Here is a 15541-nt window from a genome sequence, read left to right on the forward strand (position 1 = left end):
AAGAGCTCAGTCCGTCTCTCAGCCCTTGGCCAGCGCGGCGTAGCGGAACTTGAACGACGCGTCGAGCGTGTCCTCCGTGCCCGTGACGTCGGCCCCGGTGACCGCGACCTGCGCACCCTGCAGGTACGGGACGGTCGACAGGTCCTTGGCCTCGGCCTCCTGGATCTGGCCCAGCAGCTCGGTGCGCTTCGCCTCGTCGGCCGTGACGGCCTGCTCGAGGATCATGTCCTCCACGTCCTGGTTCACGTAGTGGTTGGCCAGGAAGTTCTCCTTGAGGAAGAACGGCGTGAGGTAGTTGTCCGCGTCGGAGTAGTCCGGGAACCAGCCGAGCTGGTAGGCCGGGTAGACGTCGGCCGTGCGGTCCTTCGAGTACTGCACCCACTCGGTGGTCTGCAGGTTCACCTTGAACAGGCCGCTCTCCTCGAGCTGGTCCTTGATGAGCGCGTACTCGTCGCCCGACGACGGGCCGTAGTGGTCGTTCGAGTACTGCAGGTTCAGCTCGACCGGCGTGGTGACGCCCGCGTCCTCGAGCGTCTTCTTCGCCTTGTCGGTGTCGGGGCCGCCCTGGCCGTCGCCGTACATCTCCTTGAGCGGCTCCGTGGCGCCGGTCAGGCCGTCGGGCACGAAGGAGTACAGCGGCGTGTAGGTGCCCTTGTAGACCTGGTCGGCCAGCGCCTGACGGTCGATGAGGTCGGCCACCGCCTGGCGCACCGCGGTCGCCTTCTTCGGGTCGGCGTCCGACTGCTTCTCGCCGTACGGCTGGGTGTTGAAGTTGAACGTGATGTAGCGGATCTCGCCGCCGGGGCCGTCCACGACCTTGACCGAGTCGTCGCCGCGCAGGTCCTCGATGTCGGTGGGCGACAGCGACCGGAACGCGACGTCCACGGAGCCGTCCTGCGCCTCGAGCTTGAGGTTGGAGGCGTCGGTGAAGTACTTGGCGGCGATCTTCGGCGTCTTGGCCGCGCCGAGGACGCCCTGGTAGCCGTCGTACGCCTCGTAGCTGATGAGCTCGTTGGCCTTGTAGCTCGTGATCGAGTACTGGCCGGCGAACGCCTTACCGTCCACGATGGCCTGGTCGTCGGTGACGGCGTCGGCCGAGAAGACGTCCTCGTCCACGATCGGGCCCACCGGCGACGACAGGATCTGCGGGAAGATCTGGTCGTTCTCGCTCTTGAGCTTGAACACGACGGTGGTGTCGTCCGGCGTCTCGACCGAGTCCAGGTTGTACAGCAGCGACGACGGGCCGTTCTCGTCCGCGATCGCGAGCTGGCGGTCGAAGGTGAACTTCACGTCCGAGGAGGTGAGGTCGTTGCCGTTGGCCCACTTGAGGCCCGGCTTGAGCTTCACCGTGTACTCGGTGGGCGACGTGAACTCCGCCGACTCCGCGATGTCCGGCTCGACGTCCGGGCTGCCGTACGGGGTGTTCATGAGGAACGGGTAGATCTGGTTCATCACCGCGAACGACCCGTTGTCGTACGACCCGGCCGGGTCGAGCGACGTGATCTTGTCCGTGGTACCGATGACCATCGACTCGGCGCTGCCCCCGCCGCCGTCACCGCTGCCGCCGTCGTCGGAGCCGCCGCCGCACGCGGTCAGCACCAGCGCGAGCGCTGCGGTCCCTGCGGCGCCGGCGATCAGCCGTCGCGAGCCTCTGATGGCACTCATGGTCATGGTCCCCTTCGTCCTGGCCGGCCGCGGCGGGTGGCCGCGGGCTCGTCACGATGCGGGCGTTTCTAGCACGCCGGTGTGTCGCCCCCGTCACGGGTGTGGGTCACTCCCGGGCCGGTGATGGCATCGTGGTCCGGGAACCTACCACCGCTCTCTGCCTCGTGTCACAGGCCGTGAGGCCTCGCAACACCTAGACTTCCCGACATGTCCGGAGCGAGCACCGCGGGTCCCGCCCGGGAGCCGTCGCACCGGAACCCGGCCGAGGAACCGGCGCCGCCCACCGGCCCGCTGCAGGCCCTGCTGGGCGGCGACACCTCTGACCAGCGGACGGGCTCCGACCTGGTGCGCGTCGTCGATACCCCCGAGGCCCGGGTCCGGCACCCCTCGGACATGCTCGGCATGGTGGTCAGCGCGCTGGCCGTGGCGCTCGTGCTGGTGCTGTCGGTGGTCGCGCACGCCACCACCGAGGGCGTCACCCAGGACGTGCGCGGCTTCAGCACGCTGCTGGCCCGCATCCTCTTCGTGCCGGTCGCCCTGCTCGAGGGCCTCATCACCTTGTTCGTGCCGGCCGCCGTGCTGATCGAGCTGGGCTGGCGCCGGCTGGGACGACAGGTGGTCGAGTCGATCTGCGCAGCCGCGCTCGGCCTGGTGCTGGGCGTCGTCACCACCCTGACGATCGCCAGCTTCGGCAGCGACGAGCTGGTGCGCGGGCTGTCCGTGTACTCCGACGGCGCCTGGCAGCTCACCGTCCCCGGGTACGTCGCCGCGATCGCCGGCCTGCTCACGACGGCCGGGCCGCGCACCCGCCGGCGCACCGTGCGCTGGTCGTGGAACGTGCTGTACCTGGCCCTGTTCATCGTGCTCATCACCGGGCAGGTGTCGCTGCCGGGGGTGCTCGTCGCCCTGCTGCTCGGCCGCCTCGCCGGGCAGGCCGTGCAGTACGTCTCGGGCGTGCGCAGCGAGCGTGCGTACGGCGCGGACCTCGTGGCCGCGGTGCGGCGCGCCGGCTTCCACCCCACGGCGCTGGTGCGGGTGCGCGACGTCTCCGCCGTCGTCGACGACGTGGACGCCGACGGCGCGCCCGCGCTGCCCGAGGATCCGGTCGCCTCCTACGACGCCGACGGCGACGCCGTGGACGCGCCGGAGGACGACGGCCAGACGCTCCCGCCGGACCCCACGACCGCCGACGCGGCAGCCGTGGCCCTCACCCGGTCCGGCGACAACCGGGTGTACGCGCTGTTCACGGACGACGAGCCCCGCCGCGACGTCGTCGTGCTCGACGGCGACCGCCAGGTGCTGACCACCGTGCAGCGGCTGTGGCGCGCGCTGCGGCTGCGCGGCCTCGAGGGCCGGGCGTCGATCTCGCTGCGCGCCGCGGCCGAGCGCACCGCCCTGCTCGCGTACGCGGCGACCGCCGCCGGCGTGCGCACCCCGCGGCTGGAGGGCATCGGCGTCGCGGACGACTCCGTGGTGCTGGTCCAGGAGCACGCGCGCGGCGCCGTCTCCCTCCGCGACATGGACGACGCCGAGCTCGAGGGGCCGCGCGGCGACGCGGTGCTCGCCGAGGCGTGGGAGCAGCTGCGCCGCGCGCACGACGCCGGCCTCACCCATCACGCGCTGACCCCCGACGTCGTGCTGGTGCACCACGACACCGGCGACGAGCCGCACGTCTGGCTCACCGGGTGGGAGCAGGGCGAGATCGCGTCGGGCACGCTGTCGCGACGGCTCGACCTCACGCAGATGCTCGCGCTGCTGGCCCTGCGCGTCGGCGCCCGCCGCGCGCTCGCCTCCGCCGTGCGCGCCCTGCCCGACGACGACATCGCCGCCATCGGGCCGCTGCTGCAGTCGATCGCCCTGCCCAGCCCGACGCGCGAGGAGGTGCGCAAGGCCAAGGGCCTGCTGAACGAGCTGCGCGACGCCCTCGTGGAGCGGCTGCCCCAGGCGGACGTGCAGCCGCAGAACATCACGCGCTTCGGCGCGCGCACGGTCATCATGCTGACGCTCACGATCGTCGCCGTCACGGTGATCGTCACGACGATGAACTTCGAGGAGATCGCCTCGGCGATCACCGAGGCGAACCCGTGGTGGGTGGCGGCATCCTTCGCGTTCGGCGCGATCACCTGGTTCGGCGCTGCCCTGACGTTCAGCGCGTTCGCGCCCGAGAAGCTGCCGCTGTGGCGGGCCACGCTCACCCAGATGGCAGGGTCGTTCGTCGCGCTCGCCGCCCCCGCCGGCATCGGTCCCGCGGCACTCAACCTGCGGATGCTCACCCGCCGTGGCGTCTCCACCCCGATGGCGGTCGCGACCGTCGCCCTGGTGCAGCTGTCGCAGTTCGTCGTCACGGTGCTGCTGCTCGTCGTGCTGTCGGTGTCCACCGGCTCCGGCGGCCTCATCGACCTGCCCTCGACCACGGTGCTGCTCGCCATCACGGGAGTCGCCGTCGCCGTCGTCGCGACCCTCCTGGTGCCGTCGGTGCGCCGGTGGGCGTGGGAGAAGGCCCGCCCCACGCTCGAGCAGGTGTGGCCGCGGCTGTCGCAGATGCTCGGTCAGCCCACCCGCCTCGCGCTCGGACTGGGCGGCAACGTCATCATGACGCTGGGCTACGTGCTCGCGTTCGACGCCGCCCTCGCCGCGTTCGGGCAGTCGCTCAAGCTCGTCGACGTGGCCGTGATCTACCTGGTCGGCAACTCCGTCGGCGCCCTGGTGCCCACCCCCGGCGGCCTGGGCGGCGTGGAGGGCGCGCTCATCGCCGGGCTCACGGCCGCCGGAATCCCCCCGTCCCTCGCGTTCTCCGTGACCATCCTCTACCGCGTCGTCACCTACTGGGCGCGCGTGCCGATCGGCTGGGTGGCGATGCGGCGTCTGGAGAAGACGGGCGACCTCTGAGTCGCCTCAGGGCGCCCCGCCCGCCGCGCGCTCAAGACAGCCGTCTCATAGCGTGGCCCCGTGAACCGTGCCAGGGGGATGTTCAGCGCGCTCGCGGCGCTCTCGATCGCCGCACTGTCCGCCGTCGTGACACCCACGACGGCCACCGCGGCCACCACCGCGGGCTGGGCCGAGTGGGACCCGCTCACCGGGTCGGCCGGCGACTGGTCCACGACGATGCAGCTGCCCGCGGGCGACTTTCCCGCCGCGACGGTGACCAGCAACTCGCGCGGCGGCGGCGTCGGCGTCATCTCGGGGGCCTCGTCGTGGCTGGCCGCCTCGACGCCGCCCGGTGAGACGTTCGGCTCCAGCCGCAACCAGCCCTACCTCAACCTGCGCCCGCAGGCCGACCGGCCGACGACGCCGTCCACCACCACCTACACGTTCGAGCGCCCGACACCGGCCGGCGGCTGGGCGTTCGTGCTCGGCGACATCGACGCCGACCGGGTCCGCGTCTCCGCGCTCGGCGAGGACGGGCAGCCCCTGAGCGCCGACGAGCTCGGCTGGCAGGAGGCCTTCAACTACTGCCAGGGCGCGGGCACCCCGTCGTGCACCGACGTCGACGTCCCCACCTCGGACCCGGCCACCGGCACGCTGACGGGCAACGCGACCGCCACCGACACCAACGGCGCCAGCGGCTGGTTCCAGCCCTCCGTGCCGGTCACGAGCCTCACGATCGAGTTCGCCTGGCGGTCCGGGTTCCCCGTCTACCAGACGTGGTTCGCCTCGCTCGCGCGCGACATCACCGGCACCGTCACGCTCGACGACGGGAGCCCGCTCGAGGGCTCGACCGTCACGCTGCTCGGACCCGACGGCACCGCGCTCGCCACCACGACCTCGGCCGCCGACGGCGCGTACGCCTTCGAGGGCTACACCGCCGCGCCGGGCTACCGGGTGGAGCTGACCGAGCTGCCCGGTCCGTCGGACGACCACCCGTTCGGACTCGTCGCGGTGGGCTCGTCCGTCGTCGACGACGTCGACCTCACCGACACGGACGGCGTCGCCGACTTCCAGGCCCGCGACATCGAGCCCGTCGCCGTCAGCGGCACCGTGCTCGACGACGACGGCGAACCCGTGCCGGGCGCCACCGTGACGCTCACGCCGGTGGGTGGCGGAGAGCCGATCACGGCCGTCACGAACTCGCGCGGCGAGTACCTCGTGGACGACGTCGCGTGGGACGTGGAGAACGAGCAGCCGCAGGAGTACGAGTTCACCCTGAGCGACCTGCCGGAGGGCCACGTCGTCACCGGCGCACCGCCGAACCTCACGGTCGACGTGGGGCAGGAGGAGGCCAGCACCGGCAACGACTTCATCGTCCAAGGGCCGCCGGCCGTCTCCGGCTCCGTCACGGCGGGCGGGGAGCCCGTGGCGGGGGTCGTCGTGACGCTCGGCGACCGCAGCACCACCACGGGCGCGGACGGCACCTACACGTTCGAGGACGTGCTGCCCGGCGACCTCACCGTGACCGTCGAGGCGCCGGACGGCTACACCGTGGACGGCCCGGCCACGCAGGACGTCAATGTGGGCACCGACGACGTGACGGGGATCGACTTCGCCCTGGAGCGCGAGGTCGTCGCGCCGCCGGCCCAGCCGGTCGGCGGCACCGTCACCGACACCGACGGCGGCCCGGTCCCCGACGCCGAGGTGACCGTCACCGACGCGGACGGCGCGGAGGTCGCCACGGCCACCACCGACGAGGACGGCGCGTGGACCGCCGACCTGCCGGACGGCGGGTACACGGCGACGGTCACCCCGCCCGACGGCTACGTCGTCGAGGGCGAGGCGTCGCTGCCGTTCGACGTCGTCGGGGGCGAGGTGACCGGGCTCGACTTCGTGCTCGCCGCGCAGGACGCCACCCCGGCGCCGAGCCCGTCGCCCGACCCGTCCGCGAGCCCGACCGCGCCGCTGCCCGACCCCGGTTCGCCGGGCGACGGACCCGCGGCGTCGGGCGACGGACCCGCCACGACGGACGGCACGGGGAGCCTCCCGGCGACAGGCGCCGACGTCGGCGCGGCCGCGCTGGGGGCGCTGCTGCTGGTCACCGCGGGAGGGCTGCTGCTGCGCGCGTCGCGCCGGCGGGGCACGGGCGCGGCCGAGAGCTGACGTCGGTCCGGGGGGACGGCGTCACGCTCGCCGCCTGACCGCCGGGGGCGACCCCGCGGTCAGGCGGCGAGCATCCCCGTGGCGGACCGCACCAGCTGGTCGGCGAGGACGTCGAGCGGCGGGACGTCGAGGTCGCCCCGCTCGTCGTCCGCCTCCCACGCGGCGACGGCCGCGACCACCGCGCGCGAGACCATCGCGACGCGCAGCGCGGCCACGGGCTCGACGCCGTCGCACGTCACCGCGCGCATCCGGTCGAGCAGGTCGAGGGTGCCGACCACGGGCACGTCGACCCCCTCGTAGCGCTTCACGTCGCGCCGCACCCAGTCCATGAAGACCAGCGGCCGGTGCTGCAGCACGGCCTGCGTGTAGCGGGCCCACGCGCTGGGCCGCAGCCCCTCGACGGCCGTGACCAACGGGACCACGTACGCCCGCACCAGGGCCTCCGGGTCCTGTTCCCTGCCCTCGGCGACGAGCTCGGCGACCAGGTGCGAGCGATGGGCCTCGATCGGCTTGCTGCGCCAGTGGTACAGCGCGTCGAGCATGGTCTCGCGAGAGCCGAAGTGGTACGTCACCGCGGAGTGGTTCCGGTGCCCCGCCTCGCGGACGATGGCCCGCGAGCTCGCCCCCTGGAGGCCGTGGCGCGCCACGAGACGCTCCGTGGCGGTCAGCAGGGCGAGCTGCGACGGGTTCGGGTCGAGAACGTTCTCCAGGTCGTCGCGGGGCATCCCCCGGAGCGTAGTCACGACCGCCCGCCGGCCGCGAGACGCCGGCCGACCGTGGACCGCCCCGGGTGCGCGTCCCGGGACGGTCGCGCGGGCGGTCAGCGCGCGTGGGATGCTCCTGGAGGGCCCGGGCCGGACGCGCCGGTCGTCGCCCCCGGGAGGCGCGATGACCGTGACGGACCTGCGGACGCCGTCGTGCGACGTCAGCCCCGACGGCCCCGGCTCGATGACGTCGTCGACCTCCGCGTCGGCCGCCGCGGAGGAGCTCGACCGCGTGCTCGCCGGGCTGCAGTGGCGGTTCGTGGCCCGGGCGCGGCACACGCTCGCCGCGGGCGAGTGGGCGGAGCACACCTCCGGGGACGCGGCGCTCCTGCTCGTCACCGACGGTCTGGTGCGCGTGCGCGCCGGGGGCGACATCGCCGACCTCGCCCCCGGCGACTTCCTGTTCCTGCCGCACGGCCCGCGGTTCGAGGTGCACGCGCTGTCGGACGCGGCCGTCCAGTGCGTGCGGGTGGCGCCGGTCGGGGCGGACAGCGGCGCGGGCGTGCTGCCCGCCGTCGTGCTCCTCACCGAGCTGCCGCAGACGGAGCCGACGGCCGCGACGATGCTGCGCTCGCTGGTGGAGGACTACCGCGCCCCGCGCAGCGTGCTGGGCGACCGCGTCGTCACGCTGGTGGCGTCCATGGCGATCAGCGCCTGGTACGCACGCGGGTGCGCCCCGGCGCGCTGGCTGATGCAGCGCGAGGACCCGGGGCTGGCGAGCGCCGTCGCGGCCATCCACGCCGACCCGGGCCGCGAGTGGACGGTGGACGACCTGGCCCGCGTGGCGCTCGCCTCCCGCTCCGGGTTCGCCGCCCGGTTCCGCGGCGCCACGGGGCTGACCCCCGGCCGCTACCTGACGCAGGTGCGCGTGTCGCACGCCCGCTGCCTCCTGACGGCAGGCGACCTCCCGGTCGCGACGATCGCCCGCCGCCTGGGCTACGGATCGGACACGGCGTTCGGCCGCGCCTTCCGCCGTCACACCGGCGCGACGCCGTCCGAGTACCGCCGCGACAGCGTGCTGCGCACCAGGACCCCGCCCGCGACGGCGGCCACCGCGGCCACGAGATAGGTCCAGCCGACCCCGACCGAGTCGACGCCGAGGCCGCCGACGGCGGAGCCGAGGATGATCGCCGTCTGGAACGCCGCCACGACGAGCCCGCTGCCCGCCTCGACCTGGCCCGGCATCATCCGCGTGATCCACACCTGCACCACGTTGAGCACACCGCCGAACGCCGCGCCCCACACCACGACCGCGGGGTACACGAGCAGGGGAACGGCCGCGGACAGCCCCACGGCGGCGACGCCCGCACCGATGGCCACGGGCACCGTGAGCAGCAGCACGGACAGGTGCCGGTCGACGAGCGCCCCGATCGCGAAGTTGCCGACCAGCCCGCCCACGCCGAACAGCGCGAGCAGCACGGCGATCGTCCCGACGTCCGAGCCCGGCAGCAGCGACAGCGCGGGCCGCACGTACGTGTAGCCGGCGAAGTGCCCGCCGATCACCGCGACGATCGCCACCAGGCCCAGCCCGACGCCCGGCGACCGCAGCGCCCGACCCGTCGCCGACCAGCCGATGCCGGGCGTCGGGGCCACGGGCGGGAGCGCGACGCGCATCGCCACCGCCGTCACCACCGTGACCACCGCGGCCGCCACGAACACGACCCGCCAGCCGGCGGCGGCGCTGAGGATCACGCCGAGCGGCACGCCCGCCACCGTCGCGACCGTGGTGCCCGCGTTGACGACCATCATGGCCCGGCCCACCCGGTCGGCCGGGACGAGCTGCGTCGCGATGACCAGCGACATCGACCAGTAGCCGCCCAGGGCGGCGCCGAGCAGCAGGCGGGCCGCCATGAGCACGCCGATGCTGGGCGCCACCGCCACCAGCACGTTGGAGACGACCGCCCCCAGCGCGAGCACCACCAGCAGCGTGCGGCGGTCGGTCCGCGGGAACAGGGCGCCCAGGCCGAGCGCGGTGAGCAGCGCCGTGAGGGCCGTGACGCTCACCGAGAGGCCCACCACCCCCTCGGAGACCTCGAGGTCGAGGGCCACGGGCGTGAGCACCCCGGGCGGCAGGAACTCCGCCGTCACGAGCGAGAAGCTGCCCAGGAACATCGTGGCGAGCGCGAACCCCGCGCGGCGCGGCGGGAGCGGGCGGGGCGCCGTCGCGGCGCCGGCCGTCGTGCTGGTCGTCGGGCTGGTCGTCGTCGTGCTGGTCGTGGGGGCCGCCGCGGTGCTCGCGGCGGCGTCGATCGGGTTCGTCGTCATGCTGGTCGCAACAACGGGCGCCCACGCCCGGGCCGACCGGGACGCCGACGGACTCGATCCAGACGCCACGCCGTGCCGTCGTCGTCCGGAGACGCCGGAGGCCCGCCGCTCGCGGGTGGCGAGCGGCGGGCCTCCGGGGTGCCGACACGACGCGGACGTCGTGTCAGCGAAGGATCACTTCGCGACGGCCTTCTTCAGCAGCGAGCCGGCGCTGATCTTCACACCGAAGCCGGCCGGGATCTGGATCTCCTCGCCGGTGCGCGGGTTGCGACCGGTGCGGGCCGCGCGCTCGACGCGCTCGACCGAGAGCAGACCCGTGACCTTGACAGCCTCACCCTTGGCGAGCGACTCCTCGAGCACCGCCTGGAAGGCGTTGAGGAACTTCTCCGCCTCCGCCTTGCTGAGCTCAGCCTTGCCGGCGATGGCCGAGACCAGCTCGGACTTGTTCAGCGACATGTGAATCCCTTCTCCGGTTCACGACGCACGCGACCCGCGCGTCGTCACGTTCGACGCCAACCCGGCTCGCGCCGGGAGGACGGGGAACACACTAGGGAACATCCGCGGATTCCTGCGACTTTTCCGCGCGTGGCGTGCCGTACACCTCGATCCGGGAACCTTTCGAGCACGTGATCTGTCCCGGTATCTGCCGTCATGACGGGACAGATCGCGTGCTCGACGGCAGTCGCTCAGAGCGTCGGACGGCCCCCGTCGTCGGGCGTGTCGCCCGGTTCGCGGTTTTCGCCCGACTCGCCCGGCTCGCCCGGCTCGTCCATACCGTCGGCGCCGTCGACGGCGTCGTGCCGCTCGCCGGCGCCGGCGTGACGGCGGCGCTGCAGCAGGACGGCCGCCGCCACGCCCACGGCCGCCAGCACGACCACCGGGAACAGCCACGCCGTGGCCCACCCGGCCTCGCCGTCGGAGTTCAGGTCCACACCCGGGGTGCCACCGCTCTCGTGCACGTGCCCGGCCGTCGCCGCAGCGTCCGGGGACGTCGTCGCGCTCGGCGTCGGGCTGGCCGACGGGCTCGGCGTCGGGCTCGACGTCGGGCTCGGGCTGGGCGACGGCGTCGCGACGCCCGCCACCCTGAACGCGAGCTCGCCCTCGATGGGGTGCCCGTCGGAGGAGACGACGCGCCACGACACGTCCCAGTCGCCGCCGGGCAGGTCGTCGGGCAGCGTCGCGGTGGCCTCGTCGCCGTCGACGCTCACCTGCGCGGCCACGGTGCCGTCCGGCGTGGTGACGGCGACCTGGGCCCCCGCCTCCAGCACCTCGGCGCTGAACACCAACGCGATCTCGGTGGGCGCCCCGTCCACGGAGGCGCCGTCCGCCGGGTCGGACGAGAGGAGCCGGTCGTGCGCGCTGGCGGGCTGTGCCACGGCGACGCCGAGCACGGGCGCCAGCGCGACGGCGAGCAGGGCGACGAGGGCGCGACGGCGGCGCGCGGTCTGGGGGTGCACGGCCCGACCCTAGCGACCCGCCGACCTGTCAGAGCCACGTGGGGGTATGCCCCGCCCTGGCTCGGACAACTCCTGGGGCTCGCGACCTGTCAGAGCCACAGAGGGTATGGACCGTCCTGGGTCTGACAAGTCTCGCGGGCACGGGCAGCGTTCCTACACTCGGGGGGTGGACTTCACCTCGGCCTATGCCCACGGCTTCGCCCGCGTGGCGGCCTGCACCGTCCCCGTCACCGTCGCCGACCCCCGCGCGAACGCGGCCGCGGTCCTCGCCGAGGCGCGCGCGTGCCACGACGACGGCGTCGCGGTCGCCGTCTTCCCGGAGCTCTGCGTCTCGGGGTACGCGATCGACGACCTGCACCTGGCCGACACGCTCCTGGAGGCGACGTCGGACGCCCTAGCGACGATCGTCGAGGCCAGCGCGGACCTGCGCCCGCTGCTCGTCGTGGGCGCCCCGCTCGAGGTCGGGAACCGGCTGCTGAACTGCGCCGTCGTCGTGCAGGGCGGCCGGGTGCTCGGCGTCGCGCCCAAGTCGTACCTGCCGAACTACCGCGAGTTCTACGAGAAGCGCTGGTTCGCCCCCGGCGACGACCGCCGCGGCGCCACCGTGACGCTGCCGTTCGTGGACGGACCCGTGCCGTTCGGCCCCGACCTGCTGTTCGCCGCCGACGACGTGGCCGGTCTCGTGGTGCACGTCGAGGTGTGCGAGGACCTGTGGGTGCCGGTGCCCCCGTCGGCCGAGGCGGCGCTGGCGGGCGCGACGGTGCTGCTCAACCTGTCCGCGAGCCCCATCACCGTGGCGCGGGCGGAGGACCGGCGGCTCATGGTCCGCTCGGCGTCGCACCGCGGGCTGGCCGCCTACGCGTACGCGGCGGCGCAGGGCGAGTCGAGCACCGACCTGTCGTGGGACGGCCAGACGATGGTCTACGAGGTGGGCGACCTGCTCGCCGAGACCGAGCGCTTCCCGGACGGCGCACGACGCTCCGTGGCCGACGTCGACCTCGACAGGCTGCGCCAGGAGCGTCTGCGGCAGGGCAGCTTCGACGACAACCGCCGCGCGCTCGGCTCCCGCGTGGAGGGCTTCCGCACCGTGTCGTGGACCGTCGACCCGCCGTCCGGCGACGTCGGCCTGCGCCGCAAGGTGGACCGGTTCCCGTTCGTCCCCGACGACCCGGAGCGCCTCGCCCAGGACTGCTACGAGGCCTACTCGATCCAGGTGGCCGGGCTGGAGCAGCGGCTGCGGTCGATCGGCCAGCCGAAGATCGTCATCGGCGTCTCGGGCGGCCTGGACTCGACGCACGCGCTGATCGTCGCGGCCCGCGCGATGGACCGGCTCGGCCGGCCGCGCACCGACATCCACGCGATCACGATGCCCGGCTTCGCGACGTCGTCCGAGACGAAGGACCGCGCCACCCGGCTCGCGACGTCGCTCGGCGTGCACTTCGAGGAGCTCGACATCCGCCCGGCCGCCGAGCAGATGCTGCGCGACCTCGGCCACCCTTACGGGTCCGGCGAGAAGGTCTACGACGTCACGTTCGAGAACGTCCAGGCCGGACTGCGCTACGACTACCTGTTCCGCCTCGCCAACCACCGCGGCGGCATCGTGCTCGGTACCGGCGACCTGTCGGAGCTCGCGCTGGGCTGGTGCACGTACGGCGTGGGCGACCAGATGTCGCACTACGCCGTGAACTCCGGCGTGCCGAAGACGCTCATCCAGCACCTCATCCGCTGGGTGGCGGACTCGGGACGGTTCGAGGCGGAGACCAACACCCTGCTCCTCGAGATCCTGGGGCAGGAGATCTCCCCGGAGCTCGTGCCCGCGGAGGAGGGCGAGGCGCCGCAGTCCACCGAGGCGACGATCGGCCCCTACGCGCTGCAGGACCTCACCCTGTTCTGGACGCTGCGGCACGGGCTGCGGCCGTCGAAGATCGCGTTCCTCGCCTGGCACGCCTGGCGTGACGCCGACGCCGGCGAGTGGCCGCCGAACTTCCCCCACGACGAGCGGTCCACCTACGACCTGGCGACCATCCGGAAGTGGGAGACGGTGTTCTTCCGCCGCTACTTCTCGTCGCAGTTCAAGCGCTCCGCCATCCCGAACGGCCCCAAGGTCGCCGCCGGCGGCTCGCTGTCACCGCGCGGGGACTGGCGGATGCCGTCCGACGCCTCCGCCGCCGCCTGGCTCGCCGAGCTGGAGGAGAACGTGCCGACCGCCTGAGCTGCACCGTCAGCTCGCCGTGGAGGCTGCGGAACAGCACGTGTCGCTCAACCGGCTGGTGCCCCTCCGCCTGGCGGGCTGACACTGCGGTCAGGGGCGCGCGGCCGGCCCGAACCCGGTCCAGCGCAGCTCGGGCGGCAGGTGGCCCATGTCGTTGTAGACGATCAGCGACGCCGAGCGGTCGTCGCGGTACTCGAGGGTCGTGAGGGCGGCATTGCCGTACGGCAGCCCCAGCCAGCTCGCGGGCGGGGCGGCGAGCGCGTCGCGCACCAGCCACGCGACCTGGAACGCGTGCGTGACCAGCACCTCGTGCGTCTCGGTCTCGGCCGGGCACGCGAACCGGGCCGTGAGGGCCGCGGCCAGCCGTTCGCCCTCGGCCGCCTCGGCCCGGTCCTCGCCGTCGAAGAACCCGGCCCAGGCCGGCGGGAGCGGGTCCGGGATGAACGGCACGTGGTCCACCAGCTCGGCCGCCTCCGCGACGGGAACGCCGGGCAGCTGCGCCCCCAGGACCTGAGCGGACCGCACCGCGCGCGGCAGGGGTGAGTGCCAGACGGCGTCGACGGGCAGCGCCGCCAGGCGGCGGCCGGCCAGCTCGGCCTGCCGCTCCCCCACCCCGGTCAGCTCGCCGAACGGGTCCGCGGCGCCGTGGCGCAGCACGTGCAGGTGTCGGGTCGGCATGCGACCGACGCTATCGGGCCCCGAAGGCGTCGGTGCAGGCAGATAAGGTGCTTCGGGCCGTTCCGCCGGGGACGGCGGCAGGGAGCGCGGGGAGCGACATGAGCGAGCGGCAGCCTTCGGGGACGACCACGGACGGCGTCGCGACGCCGGAGCGGCAGCAGGACACGCTGCTGTGGCCCAAGCTCGGCCCGTACCCCACCGAGGTCCGCGAGACGATCCGCGTGCTCGCGGAGATCCTCGGCGCGCCGCGCAAGAAGAAGTCGAAGCCGACGTCGAGCTCCGGCTGGGCCGCGCGCAAGCTGGGGGTGAAGAAGGCCGCCCTGTCGGAGGTCAAGCGGGAGCTCTCCGACTCGCAGCTGCTGCTGCACGGGCATGTCCTGGCCCGCTGGATGACGGAGCACCAGGCCGCGGTCAAGATCCTCGGGCCCCACGGCAGCACGCCGGAGTGGCGTCCGCTGAGCCTCGGCGAGGACCACACCGTGTCGGTGCCCTTCCACCTGTCGGTGTTCTTCCCCGCGGGCACCCTGCGCGACGAGCCGGTCGCGATCCACATCTGCGGCGGGCATCCCGCCGACATCACCGTCTACGCCGGCAAGGGCCGGCGCGACCTCGCCGAGGCCGTCCTCGACGACTTCCTCACCGCGCTCAAGGGCGAGGGCAACCCGTACCGGGGCCGGATCCTCCAGGTGTCGGTGAGCAGCTACGGCAACCAGGTGGCGTTCGAGCCGGTGCCCGCGACGCACGAGACGCGCGCGGACCTCGTGCTCGCCGACGCCGTCTGGGGCGAGGTGGACCTGTTCCTGTCGTCCGGCACGACGCGCCGCGCCGACCTGCTCTCCCTCGGCCTGCCGACGACGCGCGGCCTGCTGCTGGCGGGCAAGCCCGGCGTGGGCAAGACGAAGCTCGGCCGGATCCTCGCGGCGGAGGTCGCGGGCGCGATGACGGTGATGATCGTGGAGCCGGACGTGCTGCGGCAGGCGTCGGAGAACCTCTACAAGGAGGTCGAGCGGCTCGGCCCCACCCTCGTCGTCATGGAGGACATCGACGGCGTCGCGAACGCCGACATGCGCAGCTCGTCGGGGTTCTCGGAGTTCCTCAACGCGCTCGACGGCGCGCGGGTGCGCAACGACGTCCTCACGCTCGCGACCACGAACGACCCGGGCTCCCTCGACCCGGCCGTGAAGCGGCCCGGTCGGTTCGACACGATCCTCGAGGTGCCGCTGCCGAGCCACGAGGGGCGTGTCTCCATCCTGAAGATCTACCTGCCGCGGCAGGGCGAGGGCCTCGACCTCGCGGCGATCGCCGGGAGCCTCGACGGTGCGACGGGCGCAGAGATCCGCGAGGTCGCGCGCCGCGCCGTCCTCGAGCACGGCATCGAGGGTCTGACGACGCGCCGCATCCTCGACATCACCGCGACCGGCCGCTGGAAGCCGTCCCCCGCCGTCGGTCACTACCTGTAGGGACCACGG

General features: G+C 73.7%; 12 protein-coding genes. 6 read left to right on the top strand and 6 right to left on the bottom strand.

Annotation, left to right across the window (positions count from 1 at the left end; genetic code table 11):
- Positions 1-18 precede the first annotated feature (18 nt).
- Entirely contained in the window at positions 19-1665 is a 1647-nt protein-coding gene (locus tag B5Y66_RS08430) for an ABC transporter substrate-binding protein (RefSeq protein WP_407656378.1), read from the bottom strand.
- A 207-nt stretch (positions 1666-1872) separates the two neighbouring features.
- On the opposite strand from B5Y66_RS08430, the gene B5Y66_RS08435 reads away from it, so the two are divergent.
- Both B5Y66_RS08435 and B5Y66_RS08440 read left to right on the top strand, forming a co-directional pair.
- Positions 1873-4554, top strand: coding sequence for a lysylphosphatidylglycerol synthase transmembrane domain-containing protein (locus B5Y66_RS08435; protein WP_079573468.1), 2682 nt, complete (start codon positions 1873-1875; stop codon positions 4552-4554).
- 60 nt (positions 4555-4614) lie between these two features.
- Positions 4615-6696 carry an MSCRAMM family protein gene (locus tag B5Y66_RS08440; RefSeq protein ID WP_245807005.1) on the top strand — a complete coding sequence of 694 codons (2082 nt, stop codon included), beginning with the start codon at positions 4615-4617 and terminating at the stop codon, positions 6694-6696.
- A 59-nt stretch (positions 6697-6755) separates the two neighbouring features.
- Here the strand turns inward: B5Y66_RS08440 and B5Y66_RS08445 are convergent, their stop codons facing one another.
- A complete protein-coding gene (locus tag B5Y66_RS08445) occupies positions 6756-7421 on the bottom strand; it encodes a TetR/AcrR family transcriptional regulator (RefSeq protein WP_079573472.1) in 666 nt (221 codons plus the stop codon).
- Between the two features lie 163 nt (positions 7422-7584).
- On the opposite strand from B5Y66_RS08445, the gene B5Y66_RS08450 reads away from it, so the two are divergent.
- A complete protein-coding gene (locus B5Y66_RS08450; protein WP_245807006.1) occupies positions 7585-8529 on the top strand; it encodes a helix-turn-helix domain-containing protein in 945 nt (314 codons plus the stop codon).
- Here B5Y66_RS08450 and B5Y66_RS08455 read toward each other — a convergent pair.
- The 3 genes from B5Y66_RS08455 to B5Y66_RS08465 form a co-directional block, all read right to left on the bottom strand.
- Positions 8436-9725 carry an MFS transporter gene (locus B5Y66_RS08455; protein ID WP_079573474.1) on the bottom strand — a complete coding sequence of 430 codons (1290 nt, stop codon included), beginning with the start codon at positions 9723-9725 and terminating at the stop codon, positions 8436-8438. The two genes, B5Y66_RS08450 and B5Y66_RS08455, sit on opposite strands and share 94 nt — an antisense overlap.
- Positions 9726-9899: 174 nt before the next feature.
- Entirely contained in the window at positions 9900-10181 is a 282-nt protein-coding gene (locus tag B5Y66_RS08460) for an HU family DNA-binding protein (RefSeq protein WP_079573476.1), read from the bottom strand.
- A gap of 230 nt (positions 10182-10411) precedes the next feature.
- Positions 10412-11182: a copper resistance CopC family protein gene (locus B5Y66_RS08465; RefSeq protein ID WP_079573477.1), complete on the bottom strand. Its 771-nt coding sequence runs from the start codon at positions 11180-11182 to the stop codon at positions 10412-10414.
- A gap of 166 nt (positions 11183-11348) precedes the next feature.
- On the opposite strand from B5Y66_RS08465, the gene B5Y66_RS08470 reads away from it, so the two are divergent.
- Both B5Y66_RS08470 and B5Y66_RS08475 read left to right on the top strand, forming a co-directional pair.
- Positions 11349-13394 (top strand): NAD(+) synthase, encoded by a 2046-nt coding sequence (locus B5Y66_RS08470; RefSeq protein WP_079573480.1) that lies wholly within the window; start codon positions 11349-11351, stop codon positions 13392-13394.
- Positions 13395-13413: 19 nt separating this feature from the next.
- Entirely contained in the window at positions 13414-13476 is a 63-nt protein-coding gene (locus B5Y66_RS08475; RefSeq protein ID WP_245807052.1) for a hypothetical protein, read from the top strand.
- Between the two features lie 8 nt (positions 13477-13484).
- Here B5Y66_RS08475 and B5Y66_RS08480 read toward each other — a convergent pair whose 3' ends face one another.
- Positions 13485-14072: a histidine phosphatase family protein gene (locus B5Y66_RS08480; RefSeq protein WP_079573482.1), complete on the bottom strand. Its 588-nt coding sequence runs from the start codon at positions 14070-14072 to the stop codon at positions 13485-13487.
- Positions 14073-14170: 98 nt separating this feature from the next.
- Here B5Y66_RS08480 and B5Y66_RS08485 point away from each other — a divergent pair, with 98 nt between their 5' ends.
- A complete protein-coding gene (locus B5Y66_RS08485; RefSeq protein WP_079573484.1) occupies positions 14171-15532 on the top strand; it encodes an AAA family ATPase in 1362 nt (453 codons plus the stop codon).
- Positions 15533-15541: the final 9 nt, after the last annotated feature.

Source organism: Krasilnikoviella flava (assembly GCF_900167525.1).
Taxonomy (GTDB): domain Bacteria; phylum Actinomycetota; class Actinomycetes; order Actinomycetales; family Cellulomonadaceae; genus Isoptericola; species Isoptericola flavus.